This window comes from Streptococcus infantis (assembly GCF_001579645.1).
Classification (GTDB): domain Bacteria; phylum Bacillota; class Bacilli; order Lactobacillales; family Streptococcaceae; genus Streptococcus; species Streptococcus infantis_E.
The window spans coordinates 51,746-73,860 of sequence record NZ_KQ970821.1; the positions used below are offsets into that span (position 1 = coordinate 51,746).

Below are 22,115 nucleotides of genomic sequence, written 5' to 3' on the forward strand. Positions count from 1 at the left end.
TTCAATTAATAAAAGAAATGTTTCCTAACGCTAAAATTATCATTGATCCTTTTCACATCGTACAAGCCTTAAATAGAGAATTAAATCGAACTAGGGTACGTGTCATGAATAAGCATCGTTATAAAGATCCAAAATTATATCGAAAGTTAAAACATTATTGGAAGTTAATTTTAAAGAACCCTAATGAACTTCAGAACTATAAATATAATCGTTATAAGCTTTTTGAAAGCTTCATAACAAGTAAAGGAATCGTGGATTATATCTTAGAAAACAATCCATCTCTTAAAAATGATTATGTGGTTGTACATTCACTTCGTGAATGTATTCAGGACAGAAATTATATAGAATTCAAGGAAACGATTGAAGCAGCTACACAATTAAACCTATCTCCTGGTTTAAAAAGGGTATTAAAGACTCTAATTACTTACTTGCCATATATTCAAAATACTTGTGAGCATCCAACTAGAACAAATGGCCCTATCGAAGGAATAAACAATAAAATAAAAGTACTCAAAAGGAATGCTTATGGCTTTAGAAACTATTACCATTTTAGGAACAGGATTATTTTAATAACAAAAATGTTTGGCCCAAAACAAAAAGGAATTAAGCAACAATTAGTTGCTTAATCCCTTCCTAAAATTCTTCATCAACACTATTTGACAAAGAGCCATTAAATTTTAAAAATTGCTCCTTAAAAACAGATACAAGGATGTTGGTATCTGGATCTCTTTCTGCAATCTCTTTCCCATTACGAGGAAGATAGGTATAGCCCATACGCATGAGATGCAAGGCTGCTGGGATTTGAACCCTGGTTAATTCAGAAAAATCTTTTCTCTTTGCCATAAAAACTTCCTTTTGCTAGTCAGAATTGTCTATTTTTACTAACAATATCTTTAGACTATCTCTCTAATTTATCACATGGTTAATTATCTATTATTATATCATAGTCCTATCAGAAAAACTTCCTCTCCCTCCCTACTTCAACGCACTTTTTACCTTTTTCTTAGTTATGATGCGGTCATTTTTGTTGGCTAGGGATTTGAGTCGAGCTTCGAGTAAGACTTTTCTGCCTGCTTCGTTGCGGGTGTAGACTAACTGGTAATCACCTAGCTGAGGTGCGATTGCGTCTAGAAAGAGCTGAGCTTCTTCCTTGCGCTTTTCAAAGAGGCTAGGAACTACAAAATACTTGGATTGACCTTCTGGTGCTTTTTTTGCTACTAAGAGGTAGCGTTGATTGTCCACGGGAGCAAAGAATTCGCCCAAGGTCTGAGAGAAGAGCTCCTTATCTCGCATACTGCCACCTTTTAGATAGGCAAAAACGCAATAGCTATCCTTATCTTCTTCCACCTGCACGCGCGACCGATCATCAGAAAGATGCCCCATCTTTAGCATGGCATTACGAATACCTTCACCCACCTGACGTAGGCGTACATAAGGACTCTTGTAAAAGAAATAGCGAATCACAGTGTAGGCTAGAAAGAGGATGCTCAGTCCAAACAACCAGCGAATACTAGTTCCACGGACCCTAAAGATATAAAAGAGGAGATTGAGGGCAGTTAGCATAAAGGAATAACGGAGCCATTTTTCAGCATCAACAAGAGTGAGCAGAGGGATCTGCTTGCGATCTGTTGCTATCTCATTGACAATCTCTAGCTTATCCGCAACTACCAACGCCTCCTGCCATTTTTTGCGAAGGGTGGTACGGTCCTTGGACAATTCCTTGATTTTCTGATTATAGGCTTGAATCTTATTTTTCTTAAAGGGTGGTTTAGGGAAGTCCAAGCGATCCAGACCTGTTTCGATGGTATCTTCTTTATAGGACAAGCCAAGGAAATGGTCCATACGACGGGCAAGGGTTTGTAGGTCCTGATATGGATTGAGGTCTTGTTCTTCTTGATTTTCATTAGAAAAGGCTGGATTTTTGTAAGGTTTGATAGCGACCAGGTGCCAGATATTGCTGGTCTTATCTGGATGCCCTGGCCAGATACGGATAGCACGGCCCCGCATTTGATTGCTGAGCATAAAGCTTCCGACAAAACTTCCTAAGATTAGAGAGTTGACGCAAGGCGCATCCCATCCTTCTCCCAAAAGAGACTTAGTGCCTACCAAGACCTGGATGGCACCCCTCTGAAAGAGTTCAGTTACAGCCCCTACCATACCTTTACAGGTTGAGGGGAAACCTACCTGAAGATAGACATCTGGATCTAGTTGACCAATAGCTGAGAAGGTCAAAGCGACTGTTGGCAAGAGTGCTTGGAGTTCCTCCCTAACACTAGTTGGCACGATAACCACACTTCCCGAAAGCACTGCTAGGGGAACAGAAATCCCCTGTTTCTGAGCACTGCGGCGAATAGTTTCAAAGTATGGGAGTACACCTAATTGCGTGATTGGTGCTTGGTCATCTCCCAGATAACTAGCAAAATCCTTGCGGATATAGTCCGCCAAGACTAACTGTCTCAAGTCCTGACCTAGACTAGCATACTCGGTTTCAAAGATAGATGCGATGCCAGCCAGTTTTCCTAGAGATTGATTGAGGATTTGGTCATTGGCCTTGGATTTTACCAAGAAGACCTGACGTTTTTCAATCAATCCTCTTGATTTCAATTCGGCTTCTATCTTTTTCTTTGTCCCCTGTGGATCCTCATACCAATCAGGTGTCTGATAGAGAAGGCCTTGCAAGAGGACTTCGAGCCAGTAGTAATTAAGTGCAGGCAAGCCTTCCGCCCCCAGTAAATCTCGTAGATGCTTGGGAATTTCTAGTTTTTGAGCCTGTAGATAAATGAGTAGCGCTGAGAGATACTTGGGATCTTCCAGGAGCATATCCGCAGAGATTTCCCCTTTGAAAACCTTGGAACTCTTAATCAACTCTTGAAAATCTGGATCAACGACTAGTTGGCTGACATACTGCCACTTGGTGTCCTCAAACTCTTCCAGGCGTTTGTCTTCTTCCTTGGTTGGAAAACAGATATAGACAAAGTCCTGATGAGGGCAGAGGGTGTCTTCCTTGACTAGTTCTGGCACCGTGATTTCTTGGTCGATCTCACCACACATCTGGAGATAGCGATCCCAGAGTTCTGGCTCACTGTCATAAGGAGGTGTTGCTGTGAGAGAGATGACTTGCAGTTGTTGGTAATTTTTACGGAAATCTTCTAGGCTTTTCCACCATTCATTTCTCAAGTGATGGCATTCGTCCAGACAAAGGGTTTCAACTCCTTTTTCCTTGAGTCTAGCAATCAGGTCAAAGCCGACAAAATCCTCAACCTCGCCATTATCTTCTTGAGATTGCACCTGTTGCATAGCACTGTGAAAGGCTTGGTAGGTAGCGATAGTGATTTGCTTCATGTCCTTGAGATTTTGAGACACGAGACTTGTGATCTGGTCCTCATCCTCTAAAAAGGCCTGACGAATCCTGTCCACCCATTGTTCCCGAATGGTAACAGTCGGCACCAAAACCAGAGCTGGCTTATCAAAGCGGGCAATCAACTCGATCCCAATGGTTGTTTTCCCAGAACCTGGTGCTGCCACCAAGTGGACATGGCCATCTGCTTGATATTCCTGAAAGTTATCCAAGACCTGTCTTTGGTAGTTGCGCCAAGTGCCATTAAACTTCAATCCTAACATGATTTTCCTCATTCTAAGCTGCCATTTTCTTATTCCCATTTTACCATACTTGAGGCAAAGTCACATGAAGTACCCCATATAGTCTTTCTCCTTAAAATATGGTATAGTAGAATCATACTACTCAAGAGGAGTTTACATGTCACACGATAAAGAAATGAAAGCTGTTTCTCCCCTTCTACAGCAAGCAATTAATATTTCCTCCATCATCGGTGGAGTTGGTACTTTGATTTTCTGTATCTGGGCCTATCAGGCTGGAGTCTTGCATTCCAAGGAAACCCTATCTGCCTTTATCCAACAGGCCGGTATCTGGGGGCCACCACTCTTTATCTTTTTACAGATATTGCAGACGGTTGTTCCTATCATTCCTGGTGCTCTGACCTCTGTGGCAGGTGTCTTTATCTACGGGCATATCATAGGCACTATCTACAACTATATTGGTATTGTTATTGGTTGCGCCATTATCTTTTACCTGGTTCGCCTCTACGGAGCACCCTTCGTTCAGTCTGTCGTCAGCAAGCGTACCTATGATAAGTACATCGGTTGGTTAGACAAGGGTAATCGCTTTGATCGATTCTTTATCTTTATGATGATTTGGCCGGTTAGTCCAGCGGACTTTCTCTGTATGTTGGCTGCTTTGACCAAGATGAGCTTCAAACGTTACATGACCATTATCATCCTTACAAAGCCCTTTACCCTGGTCGTTTACACATACGGCTTGACCTATATCATTGATTACTTTTGGCAAATGTTCGCCTGATCACTAAAAAAAGTTGATCAAAAACTCAATTTTATACTTAATGAAAATCAAAGAGCAAACTAGGAAACTAGCCGCAGGCTGTACTTGAGTACGGCAAGGCGACGTTGACGCAGTTTGAATTTGATTTTCGAAGAGTATTATCAGAAAATGAAAAAATAAAACGCATAGTATCAAGGCTTTTCAACACCTGATAGTATGCGTTTTTCTGATTGTAAAGATTTTTTCTCAACCTCTTTTTGTTAAGCTTCTTTTTTCAATAGGAGAGAAACAAGGACTGATGTGACAATCATCCATGCTCCTAGAATAATAAAAGTCATTCGACCATTCGTTGTTACTAAGCCAATTCCTGAAAGAACAAAGGGTGTTAAGGAGGCACCAAAACTACATCCCAAAACAGCATAGGAAGTTGCTTTGTTGAGGAGTTTTGCAGGGATTCTCTCAGATATCAATTGAAAGACTGTCGTCAGAGCAATGCTATAGGCAAATCCTCCTAAGACAGAACCTGCAACGACAACCCAGATAGAAGGGGAAAGAGCAATGATGATTTGCCCAATACCAAAGGTTACACCCGCAACCAATAACAATTTTTCCTTAAAGGCAGAGATGAGGAAAGAAAAGCTAATTCCCGCCAGAATCCCAATCAACTGCATGGCACTGAGTACCAGACTAGACAATTGAGCATCTCCAAAGCCTGCCTCAATCATGAGACTAGGAATACGGAAGGTAATAGCTGTATTGGTACATACAATGACTGCAGCACCGATAGCTAGAAAGAAAATCAACTGTTTCATGGAGCGAGTTAGTTTCGCTACTTCTTCTGTCTTTTGCTTAGACTCATGAACTTCTTCTTTGTTATAAGGGACAAAGAGAAGAAAGAGTACAAGAACCACTAAACCTGCTACATAGGCTAAGAAGGTTGCAGTCCATCCAAAGGTCAAGAGTTGACCAACTGCCAGAGTCAAGATAGAGGCTCCCACCACCTCAGCTGACCCACGAAAACCAAGCATCTGGATACGAGTCTTACCATGGTATCGTTCACTGATGATAGAGATAGCCTTAGCATTTAGCATCCCCACTCCAATCCCAAAGAGAAGACGAGTGGCAAAGACAAAGTAGTATCCCTGATACCAGAAGGGAGCTGTTCCACTGATTGATAAAATCAAAAGTCCCAAAGTCAACTGGAGACGTTCAGGAAAAATCCGTTCTAAAACTCCATTTAAGAGGAGCATGGCCATAATCCCAAAGGATGGAAGGCTGACCAAGAGCTCGACCTGACCTGTCGAGTGGCCCTGATAATAGTCAAACATGGCTGGTAGGGCACTTGATATTGAAAATGATGTGATCAATACTAACGACAGGGAAAGTATACTCACTTTTTCCAAAAATTGTTTCATTTTATCCTCATTCATTATTTATGTTAAGTCAAAAGAGCTAGATATTACTGTAGAGATAAAAGATATCTTTCATCTAGTCCCTATTACTCTTTTAGCAAAAAGGTCCTTTCCTATCATACACTGTTTCCCAAAAATTGGCAAGCAACTGCTTTCTAAGTTCAACATAAAAAGTAGGACCATCAGACTCGGAGAAGCCTCGATGGTATCCTACTTTTATAGATTTTAGTAAACTATCTTACTTAGATTTTCAAGAATCGACGCATAGAGATTCCTGAACCAAGTGATCCGATACAGATCCCAATTACAAACAAGAGACCAATCATCAAAGGAATAAAGGTATCTGGTGTAATCAGAGATAAATTCTGTCCGACCAAGGATGGGTTAACAGATTGGAAAACTCTATTATAGACAAAGTAAACCAAGGCTGAAGGTAAAGCAGCTCCTAATAGTCCGATAAAGGCACCTTCTAGTAAGAAAGGTCCACGGATATAGCTGTTTTTCGCTCCTACCAAACGCATGATTTGGATTTCACGGCTACGAGAAATAATGGTGATACGAATGGTATTTGAAATCAAGAATACTGCAATGAAAATCAAGAGACCTGCAATGACCAAGCCCCAAACACGAATGAATGATGCTAGGTTAAAGAGACGTTCTGTGTTGGCACCACCGTCTTGAACTTCAGAGACACCCTCAATCTTTTTAGCTTCAGCAGCTACAGTCTTTACATCACTAGGTGTATTGGTATCTACAATATAGGCATCATGAAGGGGATTGGCATCTCCTTCAAAGACCTTCCATTCTTCCCCCATGGTTTCAGTCAGCTTGTCATACTGTTCTTCCTTGCTTGAGAAAGTAACATTCTTGACAGCTGGCATGGCTTTAAGGGCATCATAGACCTTGTGATAGTCATTATTGGTAACGGTCTGTCCTTCTTTTACAATGGTTTCACTATTGTCTTCAACGTCCTTACGGATATAGACCATTACACGGACATTATTTTCAATATCAGTGGCCAATTTTGCAGTATTAAAGATAACTGAGGCAAAAACAGCAACCAAGGTTAAAGTGATCATTACTGAACTGACAGCAGCAATAGTCATCCATCCATTACGCTTTAAACTTTTTAAAGCTTCCAATAGATGGCGGAAAAATCTACTAATCATCGTATCCGTACTCTCCTTTCGCTTCGTCACGAACCACGCGACCATTTTCAATGGCGATAACGCGGTGGCGTAGGGTATTTACGATTTGGCTGTTGTGGGTCGCCATCAAAACTGTCGTGCCTTGAAGATTAATTCGTTCCAAGAGGTTCATGATTTCCCATGAATTATCTGGGTCCAAGTTCCCTGTTGGTTCGTCGGCAATCAAAACTTTTGGATTGTTGACGATGGCACGGGCAATGGCAATACGCTGTTGCTCCCCACCCGAAAGTTCATTTGGGAAGGAACGAACCTTGTGTTTCAAACCAACAAGATCCAAGACTTCCATAACACGTTTTTTGATGTTGCGACGGCTTTCACCAACTACTTCCATTGCGTAGGCAATGTTCTCATAAACAGTTTTCTTTGGCAAAAGTTTGTAGTCCTGAAAGACTACGCCGACGTTTCTACGCAAAAGCGGAATATCTTTCTTTTTAATCTTTACTAGGTTGAAACCTGCGACTTGCAAGCTTCCTTTGTCGATTTTTACCTCACGATACAAGGAACGAATAAAGGTTGATTTCCCTGCACCAGAAGGTCCTACGATATATGCAAACTCTCCTGCATCAATACTTACAGTAACGCCACGTAGGGCAGTTGTCCCGTTGTCATACTTTTTGACAACATCTCTCATTTCAATGATTGACATGTGACTTCCTTTCTATTAACTAATGCGCCATTTGAGGTAGGCATCGATGAAACCATCTAGGTCACCATCCATGACCTTGTCCACTTGGGCAACTTCAAAGCTAGTACGATGGTCTTTGACCATGGTATAAGGGGTAAATACATAGGAGCGGATTTGGCTTCCCCATGTGATTTCTTTTTTCTCTCCCTTAAGTGAGTCAACCTCAGCAGCTTTCTTTTCCTGCTCCATCTGATAGAGTTTCGCCTGAAGCATCTTCATTGCACGGTCACGGTTACCGTACTGGGTACGGTCAACAGTTGATGCTACGACAATCCCTGTCGGAATGTGGGTCAAACGGACACCTGTTGAAACCTTGTTGACGTTTTGTCCACCTGCTCCACCTGAGCGGAAAGTATCCATCTTGATATCATCTTCTCGGATGTCAACTTCAATAGTATCATCCAACTCTGGCATAACTTCTACAGAAGTAAACGAGGTGTGACGACGCTTAGCTGAGTCAAATGGTGAGATACGTACCAAACGGTGAACTCCCATTTCTGACTTGAGAAGTCCATAAGCATTTGGCCCTTCAAAAGACAAGGTCACCGACTTAATTCCTGCTTCATCACCAGCTTGATAGTCCAAGACTTCAACCTTAAAGCCTTTAGCGTTACCATAACGAGTGTACATACGAAGGAGCATATCGCCCCAGTCTTGGGCTTCTGTTCCACCAGATCCTGGGTGAATCTCTAAAATAGCATTATTATGATCATAAGGCTCTGATAAGAGCAAGGTCATCTCGTAGCTGGTCATCATCTGATCTAGCTCAGCTAGCTTCTCCACCAACTCATCCTTAACAGACTCATCCTCTGCTAAAAAGTCTAGTAAGATTGCAACCTCATCCTGCAACTCTTCCATGGTATGGAAGGTATTGTAGGTATTTTTTAATTCATTTAATTCTTGCGACGTTTTTTGGGCCGCAATATTATCGTTCCAAAAATCAGGTTCTGTCATTTTGTTTTCCAAAATGGCAATTTCTTCTTCTAACCCTTCGAGGTCAAAGAGACCCCCTAAAAGAAGCTAATTTTTCACGATTGGCGTCAATTTTTTGACGGATTTCTGAAATGTCCATATATACTCCTTTTTTGTATCGTTTTATTATACCATAATTTTTCTTATTTATCTAATCGGTGTTTTTTAAAATTTCTTATCAAAATATTTCGATTTGAAGACTAAGAAAATGTTTTCAACAAATTAGGGGGTAAAGAATCAAAAAACATCCCAAAGCTAATCAATATTTTCAAGCAAAATTCTTTTGTATTTCAAAACTGTAAAAACTTCAAAAGCAGAAAGAAGCAATTTGATTCTCTCCATAATATGACTTGTTCAGTGTTTTTTATGAGCTCCTCTCTCATGTAAAACATGAGAATTTATATTTTCTGTAGCTAATTTAAATAGATTTTCTAAAGTTATGGTTGTTTTTAAATTGTACCATTATCTTATTTCCAACCTAACTCTAGTAAACATACGCTAGCAGTCTATCTATGCAAATCTTATTTTAAAGATTTTATCAAAAGGATGACGTAGCAATGTGATATAATACTAGTATCTATTTTAGAATGTAAGAAAGAAAGTTTCATGAAAAATATAAAAATCAACGCTCTGGCTAGCTTGCTGGTCAATATTTTAAACATCGTGTTCCCCCTGATTACTAATCCCTATCTAACGCGAATTCTTAGTAAATCAAATTATGGTTACTTTAATACAGCTAACACCTGGGCAAGTTTTGTTATTCCGCTAGCTGCTTTTGGAATCTACAATTATGGAATTCGAGCCATCAGTAAAGTAAAGGATGACAAAAATAAGATTAATTATGTCTTTTCTAAGTTGTTCTATATCTCAGTAATTACTTCAGTTGTAACAACTGCTATTTATTTCCTCTTTATTTATTTTGATACTAGTATTGTCAATCTAAAAATCCTTTACTATATCCTTGGAATCCAAGCTCTCTTCCAATTTTTGAATATCGAATGGATGAATGAAGCCTATGAGAATTATTCTTTTATCCTTTATAAAACACTAGTTATTCGTATTGGAATGTTGGTTGCTATCTTCGCCTTCGTTAAGACACCTGATGATATTGTTCCTTATGCTACAATCATGAGTGCGACAACCATTATCAACTATCTACTTAGCTTTCTATGGATTAAACGAGAGGTTTCCTTTGTTAAGATCCAAGTCATCGAACTTCTCAAAGCTTCTAAGCCTCTTATGACCATGCTACTCCTAGCAAATGCTAATATGCTCTATACCTTGCTAGACCGTATGTTCATTACTAAGGGTCCTGATGAAAATTTCATCTCCTACTACACCATTGCCTCAAGTATCGTCATGCTGATTGCTAGTGTCCTCAGTGGAGCCATTAATGTCAGCATTCCTCGACTTGGCTACTATTTAGGAAAAAAAGATTTTAATTCTTATAAGTATTTGGTCAATCAAGGAGCAGCTCTCTTTTTCTTCCTTATGATTCCGACTAGTATCGGAATTATGGTTTTAGGAACCTATGCTACTGTTATCTATTCTTCTGAGAAATACATAGAAGCAGGAATTGTAACAAGCGTCTTTGCCTTTCGAACCATTATCTGGGCTATCGAATTAATCCTTGGAAAGCAAATCATCTTTATCAATGACCACGAAAACCGATTAACAGCCTTTTACTTTATCGGCGGTGGAGTCAATGTAGTTCTAAACTCTCTACTCCTTTTCAACAACATCTTTACTCCTGCATACTACATCGGAACAACGATTATTGCCGAGGCAATCGTCGTTCTACTTGAAGTACGGTTTATTCTGAAGCATAAACTCTTGGATTTAAAAGAAATTTTCGGAACATTAGCCCGTTACACAATTGTGTCACTTGGCTTTATCCCAATTTACTATACCTTTAAAATCCTCTTCCAAGTTCATTCATACACAGTGAATATGGCTATGCTCAGCATGGTGGCATCTACAATCGCCGGATGTGCTATCTATTATGCCTTAACTCTCTTTGTAATAAAAGATAAAACCCTCCACTATGCACTTGATCTAGTTCGTGCTAAAATCAAAAGAAGTTAACAAAACACCTATAAGGCTAAGCCTTATAGGTGTTTTAATTATCTTCTAAAAACATTGATCGATTCTTTGAGATGTATATAAATACTATTTCATGAGAAAGCTAGGTAGTGAGTGAAATACCAACACAAAGGGAGTTTCTCGAAGACTTAGTAAGAGGTAAAAAGCACTTATTCTTTATCTGCCTTCAAAGTCGATTTTATTTCCTCAGCTTCCTCTTTTTCAATCGCTTCTGCTGATTTTTCTTCCTTATCTACTGGCTTATCATAATCCTTCTTAGGCTCTTCTGAACTTCCTTGGGCTTCTTTATCAGGTTTCAAACTCCAAATACCATCTTGATTGACCTTGTAGCCATCAGGTGTTGTTCCATTTCTTAGAAGTGAACCATCTGCTTGGAAATAGTACCAGTTGCCATTCAACTGTTTCCAACCAGTCTCCATTGCGCCACTAGTATTGAGATAATAACGAGAGCCATCAATCTCTTGAATACCTGTTAGCATGATGCCTTCCTTGTCTAGATAGTACCATGTGGCCTTATCTTTGAACCAGCCTGTCTTCATAGCTCCGCTAGTTGCAAAGTAGTAGTAATGATTATCAAGCCATTTCCAACCAGTTTGCATAGCTCCACTTGCATTGAGGTAATAGCGAGTGTCATCAATTTCTTGAAGACCTGTTAGCATGATACCTTCTTTATCTAGATAATACCAAAGATAGTTTTCTTTGAGCCAGCCTGTCTTCATTGCTCCACTACTTGTGAAGTAACTATAATGATTATCAAACCATTTCCAACCTGTTTGCATAGCCCCACTTGCATTTAGATAATAGCGAGCACCTTCAATTTCTTGTAGGCCAGTTTGCATGATACCTTCTTTATCTAGATAGTACCAAAGACCCTTATCTTTGAGCCAACCTGTCTTCATTGCTCCACTGCTTGTGAAGTAGCTATAATGATTATCGAACCACTTCCAACCTGTTTGCATGGCTCCACTTGCATTTAGATAATAACGAGTTCCTTCAATCTCTTGTAGGCCAGTTAGCATAACACCTTCTTTATCCAAGTAATACCAAGTATCTTTATCCTTGATCCAACCTGTTTTCATCGCTCCGGAACTTGCAAAATAGTTCCAATGCCCTTCAATCGAGACCCAACCTGTTTGCATAACTCCCTTATCATCAAAGTAGTAGGTTACTCCATTGATTTCTTTTTTACCAACTATTTGTTTTCCTTCTTCATCAAAGTAGTACCAGTTTGATTCAATCTTTTGCCAACCAGAACCTGTCTCATCTGTCTCTAAAGCTCCGCTACTTGCAAAGAACATTTTCTTGCCATTAAAAACTTGTGAGCCAGTAAGCATTTTACCATCTTTATCAAATAGGTACTTTTTACCGCCTATTTCAGCTAGTTCATTATAGAGTCTAGCCCCTGTAGAGCTGATATAATACCAAGAACCATCTTGCTTGAACCAGCCCTCATACTGCATCTTCCCACTACTATTTAGATAATACCAGTTGCCTTCCAGCTTTTCTCTACTATCATTTAAATGAATCCATTTGCTTGCCTGCATCTGACCTTTTCCATTAAAGAAATAATAGATATTATCTATCTTTCTCCATCCAATGGCCATTTCATTATCTGATAGACGATATTTCCAGTAACCATCTTCTTGATACCATTCTTCAGATACTGTAGGAATATCTGGGAAAGAATCAGAAACATTTGTAAAACCAGAATCAGCAATATTAAATACCGTCGCATCCTTAGTTAGACTAGAAGCATGAACAACCTGAATATTCTTCTTTTTTAGATAATCTCTTGTTGAAGCCAGATTTGCGTCATAAGAAGACGTATGGACAACCATACTAGGTGAAAGAGAATCTAAAAAAGGAATGGTATTTGAAATTTGAGCATCATAATGATGATTCCATTTCATCATGTCTACTTTGCCAATTTCTGGGCCTAATCTATCCTCAGCACCTTCAGCATTATCTAAGTCACCACCAAGATATATCTTCTTCCTTAATATCTTGAACAATCGTTACTCCTTTTTCACGAGCAACATTGAGTGCATTATCATAATTAAAAAGGTTATCCCACAAACGCCATTTACTGGTAATTCTCTCATCAGTATATTTTTTTAAATAAAGTTTTCCGACTGGATAACGTTTTAGAATTTCATCCGCGCCACCGATATGATCACTATGGACGTGCGTTCCTAAAATAAAATCGAATTTTTGGATACCAAGTCGATTTAAATGACGAAATAGTCTATCTTCCAAAACAAGCTCATTTTGCCTTGTAATACCAACTCGGCTTGGATAACGCGGATCCGTTCCATCTGGAAAATCATAATCTTCTCCCATGTCGATTAGGGCATAATGTCCATTACTTTCCAATAGAATGGCATCACTTCCTGAAGCTCCCTTGGTATTGATAAAGTGAATACGATTCCCAGAACCTGCTGAGATAGTGTCTGCCTTTACTGCTTGCAAGTGACTGGCAGTAACTGACAAAAGTATAATACTAAATAAGATTGTCTTCTTTAAATTTTTCAAATCTATCACTTCTTTCTTTTAAACTTTTCACTAGACATTCACAAATAGACTTTTTGATTCATTTGTAAGTGTACTTAGCTTATTTCTTTAAAACAACTCGAGCAAAGTTAGCATCACCTTGTTTATAGATTGGATTTTCTTTCCAGTTATAGTTGGTATTCGGAGTTTCAAAATCAAGTCCATACAAGTGACTGATATATTCTCTAGTATTCTCTGGAATTTTCACATCTACTCCCTTAAAGTTAGCGACTTGCAATTGACTGAATGGTAATTCATAATGATAGACCTCGTGGCGAGTCGGTACTCCCAAAGCATTAATCATAAAGAAAATCGTATCAGAGGAGATTGTTTCCTCTTTTTTATCATAAACAATAAGATCGACATTCAATCCTTTAAAACTATAAGAAAGTTCTACCAATTGCTCATTATAGTAAAATTCTTTAGTTCTTGAGAAACCTCTTTCCAAGAGATATTGTTCATCCTCTACAAAGCGTTGATAATCTGGAATAATGATGCCAAAGTCCATATCCAGGTCATGGCTAATAAAATCATTTTCTCTAAAAAAGCCTAATAGAGTCCCAAAATCCAACCAAATATCATAATCTTTTAAAGGAGAACTATAAATCGTTTGAAGAATCTCTTCAAAGTTGTCTTTTAACAACTCACTTCTTTTGGAGTCCAATTCAACGTTCGCTTTGTCATTGAGACTTTTAATGATTGGTAAGTTCTTGATGAGGTCTTTCTTGTCCCCTAAAAGACTTGCCAAACTTCTTTTTAACCATTGTAACACGTCTTACACCTCTTTTATATAAGCGACAAAATCATCATGTTTCACTCGTTTTTCAACTGGTGGAATTTCCATAAAATCATCACCGTAGATAGCTGATAAGATCTGGTGAGAAGCTTCTGGAATTTTATAAATTCTATCTTCGAATGGGCTGTCCATTACTTTATCAAGCAGCGTCTTCTCAAATTTTGTAGAAGTTCTCTTATTTTCCATCAAATAATCAATAGAATCATTATCATTAGCCTGCATTGAGAGAATGTTCATTTTTTTATTCCAAGTTTTAACTCTTGTTAAACGGAAAACAAGTACTAATAGATATCTGACAAGATTCTTAAATCCAGCATTTTTACTATGAATACCATAGAGAGTATAAACAGAAAGTCTACGATAGGTATCTAGTTTAACCATCTCTTTATTGACATCAGCATAATAATCAAATGGGAAAACATCCACGCAAATTCCTAAATCGATATCATTTTCAATATAGTTATTCTCATAAACGGTACGAGCATCATATACTCGATAAAATGGATAAGGATAGCGAGCATCATTTTCCCAAGATACTACTTTGTAGATAGGGTCATTGTCCCGTAGAACTGCTTGATATAACTTGTCATACTCATCACGTTTCAATGAGATATCAACATCATCATCCCAAGGGATGTAGCCCTTATGTCTAACGGATCCTAATAGAGTTCCATAAGCCAAAGAATAACTAATATTCTCTCTTTCACAGAGATTGTGGATATAATCCATTACCCCTAATTCTACTTCTTTAATCTCTTCTTCAGATAGTTTTCTGTATCCATCTCTCTTTTTAGAAATAACAGAGAAATAATAGCCTGAGATTATAAACAGAATACAACCTAATAATGAGATACCATAGAAGGTTGAACTCAAGAATAAGTTAGAAATCAAGATAACGACGGTCATCAGTAATCCTGAAACAAGCTCATGATCAATTCTATCTTCCTCTTTGTCTTTTTTGAATTTTCTAAGACTTGCAAAGATAAATGAGAGCATGAAAATAGCGATCGGCACGATACCAAAGATTCCGTTATAGAATAATAACTCTAGGTATCCATTGTGAGTTAAGTAATGTTGTTTAATGATATATGCACTTGCATCATAAATTTTCCCTAACTCATACCAATTACCTGCTGAGTAACCAAATAATGGTCTCTTTGGAATGAACGAAGCTGTTGATTGCCAAATAGCAAAGCGGTTATTTGAAATATTTTCTTCGCTAGTATCAGTTCGCTCCAAAGTCAAATTATTGTTTGCACCTTTTTCCTTATTTCGTTGAATTTCAGCTGAGTGAGCTCTCAAGTATAAATCACTGCTATATTTGACACCATTATAGGATAAAAATACTAGTCCAACTGTTAACAATACAGCGACAAAAGATTTTAGCTTGTTACGGAATTCAAATTTCACCAAAGAATATAGAAAAGCGGCCACAACCAAACAGATGTAGGTCGTTCTTGAACCAGATAAAACGATATAAGCGAAATTAAGAAGAATGGATGAAATAGCTAGAGTTTTAACAATTTTGTTTAAAGTAGAAAGTCTCACCCATAAATAAATAATGATAATTAAGGAGATAATCGATAAATAGTTAGGACTTGCTAAAATACCAAATAAACGGGATTCAACAAATCCTTGACGAATCAACAAACCTTTATAGTCGAAAACTCTGTAACCAATCAACATAAAGAATTGAACAAGAGAAATAAAAACTCCGATAGTATTGGTAACCGTAATCACTGAGAAGAATAAGTTAAACAAAAGTCGAGATTTTTCTTTACTAAAGTTTTGAAAGATTGGGTAGATAGCAAAGAAATAGATAAAGAATACTACTAAGTTCTTAATATTCGTTGAAAAGCCATACTTAATCACCAGTAAACTTGTGATAATATTCATGGCAAAAAAGAGGATTAAGTACTCAATTTTTCTCACAAATAAATAAGCTTTTTTTACAAAGAAATTATATAAACCTAGTAAAACTCCCATAAGAGTCATGCCTAGGGTAACAAATTTATTTGCAGAGATGAATTGAAGGGGAACAATGAGTCCCGCCATACAATAAAAAGATATGACTGATAAAAATAGCAGATTAATTTTAAAATAGTTTTTCTCAATAATAGAAATCATTTTCTCTCCTAACGGTTATGTTGACCAAGTAAAATTTGTGTGTAGAGCTTTCTGCTGAATAGTAGAGCTAGGAAACTTATTTTTCTAGCATTGGTAAATCTAGCATCTCTTAAAATATTCACTCTATTCTGTTTTAGATAGTGTATCAATTTATCTTCTAGTACTTTATCTTTAAAATCAGAATCAATCAACAATCTATCCAAGACATAGAAATAGGCCCAATTTAAACGCATCGTTGCAACATCAGCGATTGCGGGATAGTGCTCTCTTATTATATTCGCATTTTGCTCATAAGCCTCAATCACATTTAAGAATTTTAATGAGAATTTTTGTGTAGTAATACTGTTTTCACGATGGACATAATAATACTTTTTCTCATTAGTCGCAACAACCTTCTGGCACTGATCCAATAAGCGAATCATAATAAAAGCATCTTCAGCAATTTTTCCAACTTCAAATTTTAGATGACTAAAGAGTTCTTTTTTATATAATTTATTAACAGCAGTCACAGACAAAATCTTTGCTTCCATGACCATTTTTATGGCTTCTTCTGAAGAAAGTTCCCAAGTTTTAATCTCTGAAACTTGTTTTTCAGGAATCTGATGAAAGACATCGTAGTGACCACACATTGATAAATCTGCATTGGCCTCTCTTAAATGACGGTAGAGAGTCTCGTACATATCTTCGTCAATATAATCATCGCTATCAATAAAGCCAATTAAATCTGAACTTGCTTCATCAATTCCTCTATTTCGAGCATCAGACAAACCACCATTTTCCTTATGAATAACCCGAATTCGTTGATCTCTCAGCGCAAGTTGATCACATAGTTCACCACTCTTATCAGTCGAACCGTCATTGACAAGCAGTATCTCAAGATTACTATAGGTCTGTTTTAAAATAGACTCTACACATCGTTCCAAATAAGCTTCTACATTATAGACAGGAACAATAACACTAATTTTTTCTTCCATCATGCTCCATATTCTCCCTTATATTCAGTGTAACTCTTATCCATATCTGCTATAAGGGCATCGTGGTGCGGCACTTGCTTGTCAGCTGGTGGTGGTGTCATGTAGTCACCAAAAGCTGTGCTGAGATAGGCATCATAACCAACTGGAATAGGCATTTCTGTTCCTTCAAAAGGTAAGAAAATGTTGTCTTCAAAGGCTTGAATTGGGTATTTCTTCTTCATGTAACCTGGACCTGAGCATAATTCTGTAATCCCATCACTGTCTGCTGGTCCATACTTGGTCATTTCTTTTTCAGCCTTTTTCCAGATACGATAACGAAGGGGTTTAGGAGTTAATCCTAATAGAATCGTGCTCCCCCATTTCATGAGAGCTCCGTGTTTTTCTGGAATGGTTTGCGCACAAAAGAGAGAATAAATCAAAGCCCAACGTACTTGTTTCTTACGTTCTTCTGGATTTTTAGGATAGTAATCCAAGGGAAGAACATCCAAGGCCAAGCCATGGGGGAGGTCCAAATCTTGTTGGTAAGGCTTAATGCAAGTTGTTTCCTTATCTCGAATAGTGATAAAGAGGTTGCGGTCTACAAAGTCTTTATCACTTTTTGATAGGTAGTAACGCTCGTCCGCATAACGAGGCCATAGCTCTGCTAATTTTTCATAATCCTTGCGTGGCATAAAGAAGTCTAAATCATCATCCCAAGGGATAAAACCTTTATTTCGTAGAGCTCCAATAGCTCCTCCACCACACAAATAACAGAGTAAATCGTGTTCTTTACAAAAGGCGACAAAATATTCAGCCATCTCTAGGCTACGAGCTTGAATTGCCTTTAAATCACTCATCTCATTCTCTTCCTCTTCTATAGAATACATCATTCTATTATACCACAAAAATAGTTTATAAACCCATTTGACCATGCGAAAAATCAAAGCTTGAGATACCTGTTTAGATAGGTATCTCAAGCTCTGATTCATTTTACATGTTATCTAAGTCCCATTTTGGCCAATTTATTTTGGTAAGCTTTTTGGTCCACTCGAAGGGATTGACCGCCGTATACATCAAAGTCATCTACCCAGTCTCCAAGTTCTGGGACTGTCAGTTTTTCAATCCCATTTTGAGCTCCTTCAAGAACAGATAGGCCATTGGTCAATAAGAAGGTATAAGGTAGGTTTGTTGAGGTCATGGCGAAAACTTTCCCGAGTGCTTCTGAGCCGGTGAAAAGTTTTGTAGGATCCTTAATCTGCTGCAAGACCGCTGTCATGACCTGCTGTTGTCTACGAGTACGGCCATAATCCCCTTCATCATCATCACGGAAACGTGCATAGTTCAAAAGAGTCGAACCATTCATCTGTTGTTTTCCAGCTCGAATGGTTTGAGTCGGTGACTCAGTTTCCGTTGCGTGCAAGTCATCTCCTACAGTCGCTTCTGTAACTGGAACCCCATTTAGAGTTGAAAACTGAGCATCAATAGTCACACCATCAGGGAAAAGCGTATCAATGGCTGTCGCAAAGGCTTGGAAATCGACAAGGGCATAATATTTGATGTCTAAATCAAAATTATCCTTGAGGACCTTACGAACCATTTCGGCTCCTTGTTTACCTTCTTGTTCCCCTAATTCGTAGGCTAAGTTTAATTTGTGGTCAGCTTGTTTCTGACCATCGATAACCTGACTATAACCATCAATGTAAACTAAATTGTCACGCATAAAGCTAACGAGCTTGATTTTTTTATCCTTACCACTTACGTTTAGAACCATGACTGAGTCTGTCCGCGTTTCGGAACTATCTTGTCCAATCCGTCCATCTGTTCCCAAAATAAGAATATTAACCCCATCACGCGTATCTTGTCCATTGAAAACTTCAACCTGAGCAGCTTTGGCATCTTTGGGCCCATTTGAACTATTAGGGTTCGCCGATTGGAAGCCTTTTAAGAACATGACGATCATTCCTACTGCTACACAAAGCAATATCATCCCTAACCAAGCAAATAAGCGTTTAAAACGAAAACCTCTTTTTTTCTTTTGCTTCTTAGCTTTTGGAATCTTCGTTTCCAGTTGATCTCCACTACTACGGCGACTAGAACGACTACGATTAGCATAGGTTGGCAGGTCGATATCAGAGTCTGAAAGAAGTTGTTCTTTGGCTTCTGGATTGAAAACTTCCTCTGTACCTTTTTTACCTTCTAACTTGGCTTGTAAAAAGGCAAATTCTCTCTTTTCTTTCTCATTCAAATAATAAATATTTTTCAAAAGATAGTCATATCTCAGTTCTTCATGATGTGTCAAAGGATTCTCTCTAGTCATTCCTTCTCCTTCCCTTTATCCTGTATGGTATAGATAGGGTAAGCTCCTAGTACTTTATAGTGGATCCCAATCGTTTCTAATTCTTTTTGAGCAAAATGGACCAATTCTTTATCAGCATAGTCCACATCAATGATAAAAAAGTATTCGCCCAAGGCTGTTTTTAGGGGACGACTCTCAATTTTAGTCAAGTCAATCCCACGCCATGCAAAGGTAGAAAGTGCCTTGTATAATGCACCTGGAAGATTATCTGGCAAGGTCAAAGCTAGACTCATCTTTTCAGAACCTGGACTCAAGGGGATTTGTGGTAATTTAGGTCCCAAAACCCAAAAACGAGTAAAATTGGCTTCCATTTCTTGAATATCTTGAGCGATCAGTTCTAGCCCATATTCCTCTGCAGAACTTCTTGGGGCAATCGCCGCAAATGGTTGATCAGGATGCTCAGAAACATAGCGCGCAGCGTAGGCTGTACTGGCAGTGACTTCTAGTTGCGCATCTGGATAATGCTCGTCAATAAATTTCTTCCCTTGTGCCAATGCTTGTGGGTGAGAAAAGATTTTCTCAATTTTAGATTGCCCTGGCACTGCCATCAATTGTTGGTGGATTGGCTGAACAATCTCTGCCACAGCTTGAATGCGAGCCTGATGGAAAAGATAGTCTAGTGTCTCATGAACACTACCTTCAATGGAATTTTCAACTGGCACTACTGAATAGTCTACCAATCCCTGTTCATAGGCCTTAATAACGTCTGTAATATTTGAAAATGGCTCCAGTTCCTCATGAGGAAAAGCCGTCTGCACAACATGGTGCGAAAAAGATCCTTTGGGACCTAGATAGGCAATTTTCATGTCAATTCCTCTATAATTTCCTCTGGGCTTAGCTTGGACACATCGATAACTTTACTAGCCACTTCCTCATACCAAGCCTGTCTTTCATTAAAAATCCCTGCCAAATCTTCCTTGCTATTGTTTAGAAATAGCGGGCGTTGATTGTCCTTATCATCTGAAATTCGCTGGTAAAGGGTCTCAAAATCTGCTTTTAGGTAGATATTCTCTGGATTTTGCTTGAGTAAGTCACGATTTTTCTGAGAAATGACCACTCCACCACCAGTAGACACGACTTGGTCCGTTTTTAGTAGGTCAGCCAAAACTTCTTCTTCTATCTGACGGAAGGCTGCTTCTCCTTTTTCTTCAAAGAAACGAGCAATTGGCATCCCCAGTCGGTCTTCTAGCAAGGCATCCATGTCTACAAAGTCAGGATCTAATCCTCTAGCAATAGTAGATTTTCCTGCACCCATAAAACCTAGTAAAACCTTAGCCATGAATCAAAGTCTCCAAATCATCAAAGAAGCTTGGGTAGCTAGTATTAATGGCTTCTGCACGATCCAATTCGACCTCTCCATCTGCCACTAAAAGCGCTGCAATGGCTGTCATCATGCCGATACGGTGGTCCCCAAAGGTATTGACTCTGGCACCATGGAGGGTAGATTTTCCTTCGATAATCATTCCGTCTGCTGTAGGAGTAATAGCTGCTCCCATGCTATTTAAAGCATCTGCGACAACTTGAATACGGTCAGTTTCTTTAACCTTGAGTTCTTCCGCATCTTTGATAACTGTTTGACCTTGAGCTTGGGTAGCTAGGAGAGCGATAATTGGTAATTCATCAATTAAACGTGGAATCAAGGCTCCACCAATCTCTGTTCCCTTCAAATCTGAAGTTTCAACAGTCAAGGTTGCAGACTTAGCAATTGGATCAATATCAGTAATCTCTAATTTGCCACCCATAGCACGGATAACATCGATAATACCTGTACGTGTTTCGTTAATACCGACATTCTTAAGTACCACTCGAGAATTAGGAACAATCAAACCTGCCACCAACCAAAAGGCTGCACTAGAAATATCTCCTGGAACGACAACTGTTTGCCCGCTTAGTTTCTGTGGCCCCTGAACTGTGATTTTCTTACCATCAACACTCAAGTCTCCACCAAATTGACGCAGCATATCTTCTGTATGATTACGAGTGCACTCCTTCTCAATGATGACAGACTGACCCTGAGCCTGCAAAGCCGCGAAAATCAAGGCTGACTTTACTTGAGCAGAGGCAATCGGCAATTCATAATGAATAGGTGTTAAATTTTTTGTACCTTTTAAGTGCAAAGGTGGCAAGTCTCGCTCTGTCTTACCAGAAATGCTAACTCCCATTTTTTTCAAAGGAAGGGTCACACGATCCATGGGGCGTTTAGAAAGACTATCATCTCCAAACATCTCTACTGCAAAGTCTGCACCAGCAAGGACGCCTGAAATTAAGCGAATAGAGGTCCCAGAATTCCCCATATCCAGGGCTTTCTGAGGGGCTTTTAATCCACCCATCCCAACACCTTGAATAGTAACGACACCGTCCTTGTCCTCAATCTCTACACCGAGGTCCCGAAATACTTGTATGGTTGATAGGACATCTTCACCACGCAAGATATCATAAACTTTAGTCTCACCTTCAGCCAAGCTTCCAAAAATAATAGAGCGATGACTGATGGATTTGTCACCTGGTACGCGAATGCTACCATTCAAATGGTTAACGTTTGTTTTTAACTTCATACTAGACCTCATACTGACAATACTTTTTCTTATTTTATCAT

Annotated in this window: 16 protein-coding genes and 2 pseudogenes; 3 read left to right on the top strand and 15 right to left on the bottom strand. The window is 38.8% G+C overall.

The window, feature by feature from the left end:
• Window positions 1–626 (top strand): transposase (locus SINDD18_RS06650; RefSeq protein WP_193750839.1); only part of this gene is annotated, 626 nt, incomplete at its 5' end.
• A 10-nt stretch (window positions 627–636) separates the two neighbouring features.
• Here SINDD18_RS06650 and SINDD18_RS06655 read toward each other — a convergent pair.
• Together SINDD18_RS06655 and SINDD18_RS06660 are read right to left on the bottom strand one after the other, a co-directional pair.
• Window positions 637–843, bottom strand: a pseudogene (locus SINDD18_RS06655) (hypothetical protein); the annotation flags it as partial.
• Between the two features lie 132 nt (window positions 844–975).
• Window positions 976–3,621 carry a DEAD/DEAH box helicase family protein gene (locus SINDD18_RS06660; protein ID WP_061863552.1) on the bottom strand — a complete coding sequence of 882 codons (2,646 nt, stop codon included), beginning with the start codon at window positions 3,619–3,621 and terminating at the stop codon, window positions 976–978.
• A gap of 136 nt (window positions 3,622–3,757) precedes the next feature.
• Between SINDD18_RS06660 and SINDD18_RS06665 the strand changes: the two genes are divergently transcribed.
• Window positions 3,758–4,378: a TVP38/TMEM64 family protein gene (locus SINDD18_RS06665; RefSeq protein WP_049503131.1), complete on the top strand. Its 621-nt coding sequence runs from the start codon at window positions 3,758–3,760 to the stop codon at window positions 4,376–4,378.
• A gap of 239 nt (window positions 4,379–4,617) precedes the next feature.
• Here the strand turns inward: SINDD18_RS06665 and SINDD18_RS06670 are convergent, their stop codons facing one another.
• The 4 genes from SINDD18_RS06670 to prfB form a co-directional block, all read right to left on the bottom strand.
• Window positions 4,618–5,772, bottom strand: coding sequence for an MFS transporter (locus SINDD18_RS06670; protein ID WP_061863553.1), 1,155 nt, complete (start codon window positions 5,770–5,772; stop codon window positions 4,618–4,620).
• Between the two features lie 239 nt (window positions 5,773–6,011).
• Window positions 6,012–6,938, bottom strand: a complete 927-nt coding sequence (ftsX, locus tag SINDD18_RS06675) for a permease-like cell division protein FtsX (protein WP_061863554.1) — start codon at window positions 6,936–6,938, stop codon at window positions 6,012–6,014.
• Entirely contained in the window at window positions 6,931–7,623 is a 693-nt protein-coding gene (gene ftsE, locus SINDD18_RS06680) for a cell division ATP-binding protein FtsE (protein ID WP_061863555.1), read from the bottom strand. Before ftsE ends, ftsX begins: the two co-directional genes overlap by 8 nt.
• 15 nt (window positions 7,624–7,638) lie before the next feature.
• A protein-coding gene (gene prfB, locus SINDD18_RS06685) for a peptide chain release factor 2 (protein WP_153014433.1) occupies window positions 7,639–8,734 on the bottom strand; the annotation gives its coding sequence in 2 pieces (ribosomal slippage) (window positions 7,639–8,661 and window positions 8,663–8,734; 1,095 coding nt in all).
• 506 nt (window positions 8,735–9,240) lie between these two features.
• Here prfB and SINDD18_RS06690 point away from each other — a divergent pair.
• Window positions 9,241–10,719, top strand: coding sequence for an oligosaccharide flippase family protein (locus tag SINDD18_RS06690; protein WP_061863557.1), 1,479 nt, complete (start codon window positions 9,241–9,243; stop codon window positions 10,717–10,719).
• A gap of 167 nt (window positions 10,720–10,886) precedes the next feature.
• Here SINDD18_RS06690 and SINDD18_RS06695 read toward each other — a convergent pair.
• The 9 genes and pseudogenes from SINDD18_RS06695 to aroA all read right to left on the bottom strand — a co-directional run bounded on the left by SINDD18_RS06695 (window position 10,887) and on the right by aroA (window position 22,074).
• Window positions 10,887–13,269, bottom strand: a pseudogene (locus SINDD18_RS06695) (MBL fold metallo-hydrolase).
• A 79-nt stretch (window positions 13,270–13,348) separates the two neighbouring features.
• Window positions 13,349–14,059: a LicD family protein gene (locus SINDD18_RS06700; protein WP_061863558.1), complete on the bottom strand. Its 711-nt coding sequence runs from the start codon at window positions 14,057–14,059 to the stop codon at window positions 13,349–13,351.
• Window positions 14,060–14,062: 3 nt separating this feature from the next.
• On the bottom strand, window positions 14,063–16,210 hold the full coding sequence (locus tag SINDD18_RS06705) for a LicD family protein (protein ID WP_061863559.1): 2,148 nt from the start codon (window positions 16,208–16,210) through the stop codon (window positions 14,063–14,065).
• 8 nt (window positions 16,211–16,218) lie between these two features.
• Window positions 16,219–17,187 (bottom strand): glycosyltransferase family 2 protein, encoded by a 969-nt coding sequence (locus SINDD18_RS06710; RefSeq protein WP_193750840.1) that lies wholly within the window; start codon window positions 17,185–17,187, stop codon window positions 16,219–16,221.
• Entirely contained in the window at window positions 17,184–18,020 is an 837-nt protein-coding gene (locus SINDD18_RS06715; protein ID WP_061863561.1) for a LicD family protein, read from the bottom strand. Before SINDD18_RS06715 ends, SINDD18_RS06710 begins: the two co-directional genes overlap by 4 nt.
• Before the next feature lie 140 nt (window positions 18,021–18,160).
• Window positions 18,161–19,480, bottom strand: a complete 1,320-nt coding sequence (locus SINDD18_RS06720) for an LCP family protein (RefSeq protein WP_061863562.1) — start codon at window positions 19,478–19,480, stop codon at window positions 18,161–18,163.
• Window positions 19,477–20,325 (bottom strand): prephenate dehydratase, encoded by an 849-nt coding sequence (pheA, locus tag SINDD18_RS06725; protein WP_061863563.1) that lies wholly within the window; start codon window positions 20,323–20,325, stop codon window positions 19,477–19,479. Before pheA ends, SINDD18_RS06720 begins: the two co-directional genes overlap by 4 nt.
• Entirely contained in the window at window positions 20,322–20,798 is a 477-nt protein-coding gene (locus SINDD18_RS06730) for a shikimate kinase (RefSeq protein WP_061863564.1), read from the bottom strand. Before SINDD18_RS06730 ends, pheA begins: the two co-directional genes overlap by 4 nt.
• On the bottom strand, window positions 20,791–22,074 hold the full coding sequence (aroA, locus tag SINDD18_RS06735; RefSeq protein WP_061863565.1) for a 3-phosphoshikimate 1-carboxyvinyltransferase: 1,284 nt from the start codon (window positions 22,072–22,074) through the stop codon (window positions 20,791–20,793). The genes SINDD18_RS06730 and aroA overlap by 8 nt, the downstream gene beginning before the upstream one ends.
• Window positions 22,075–22,115 lie beyond the last annotated feature (41 nt).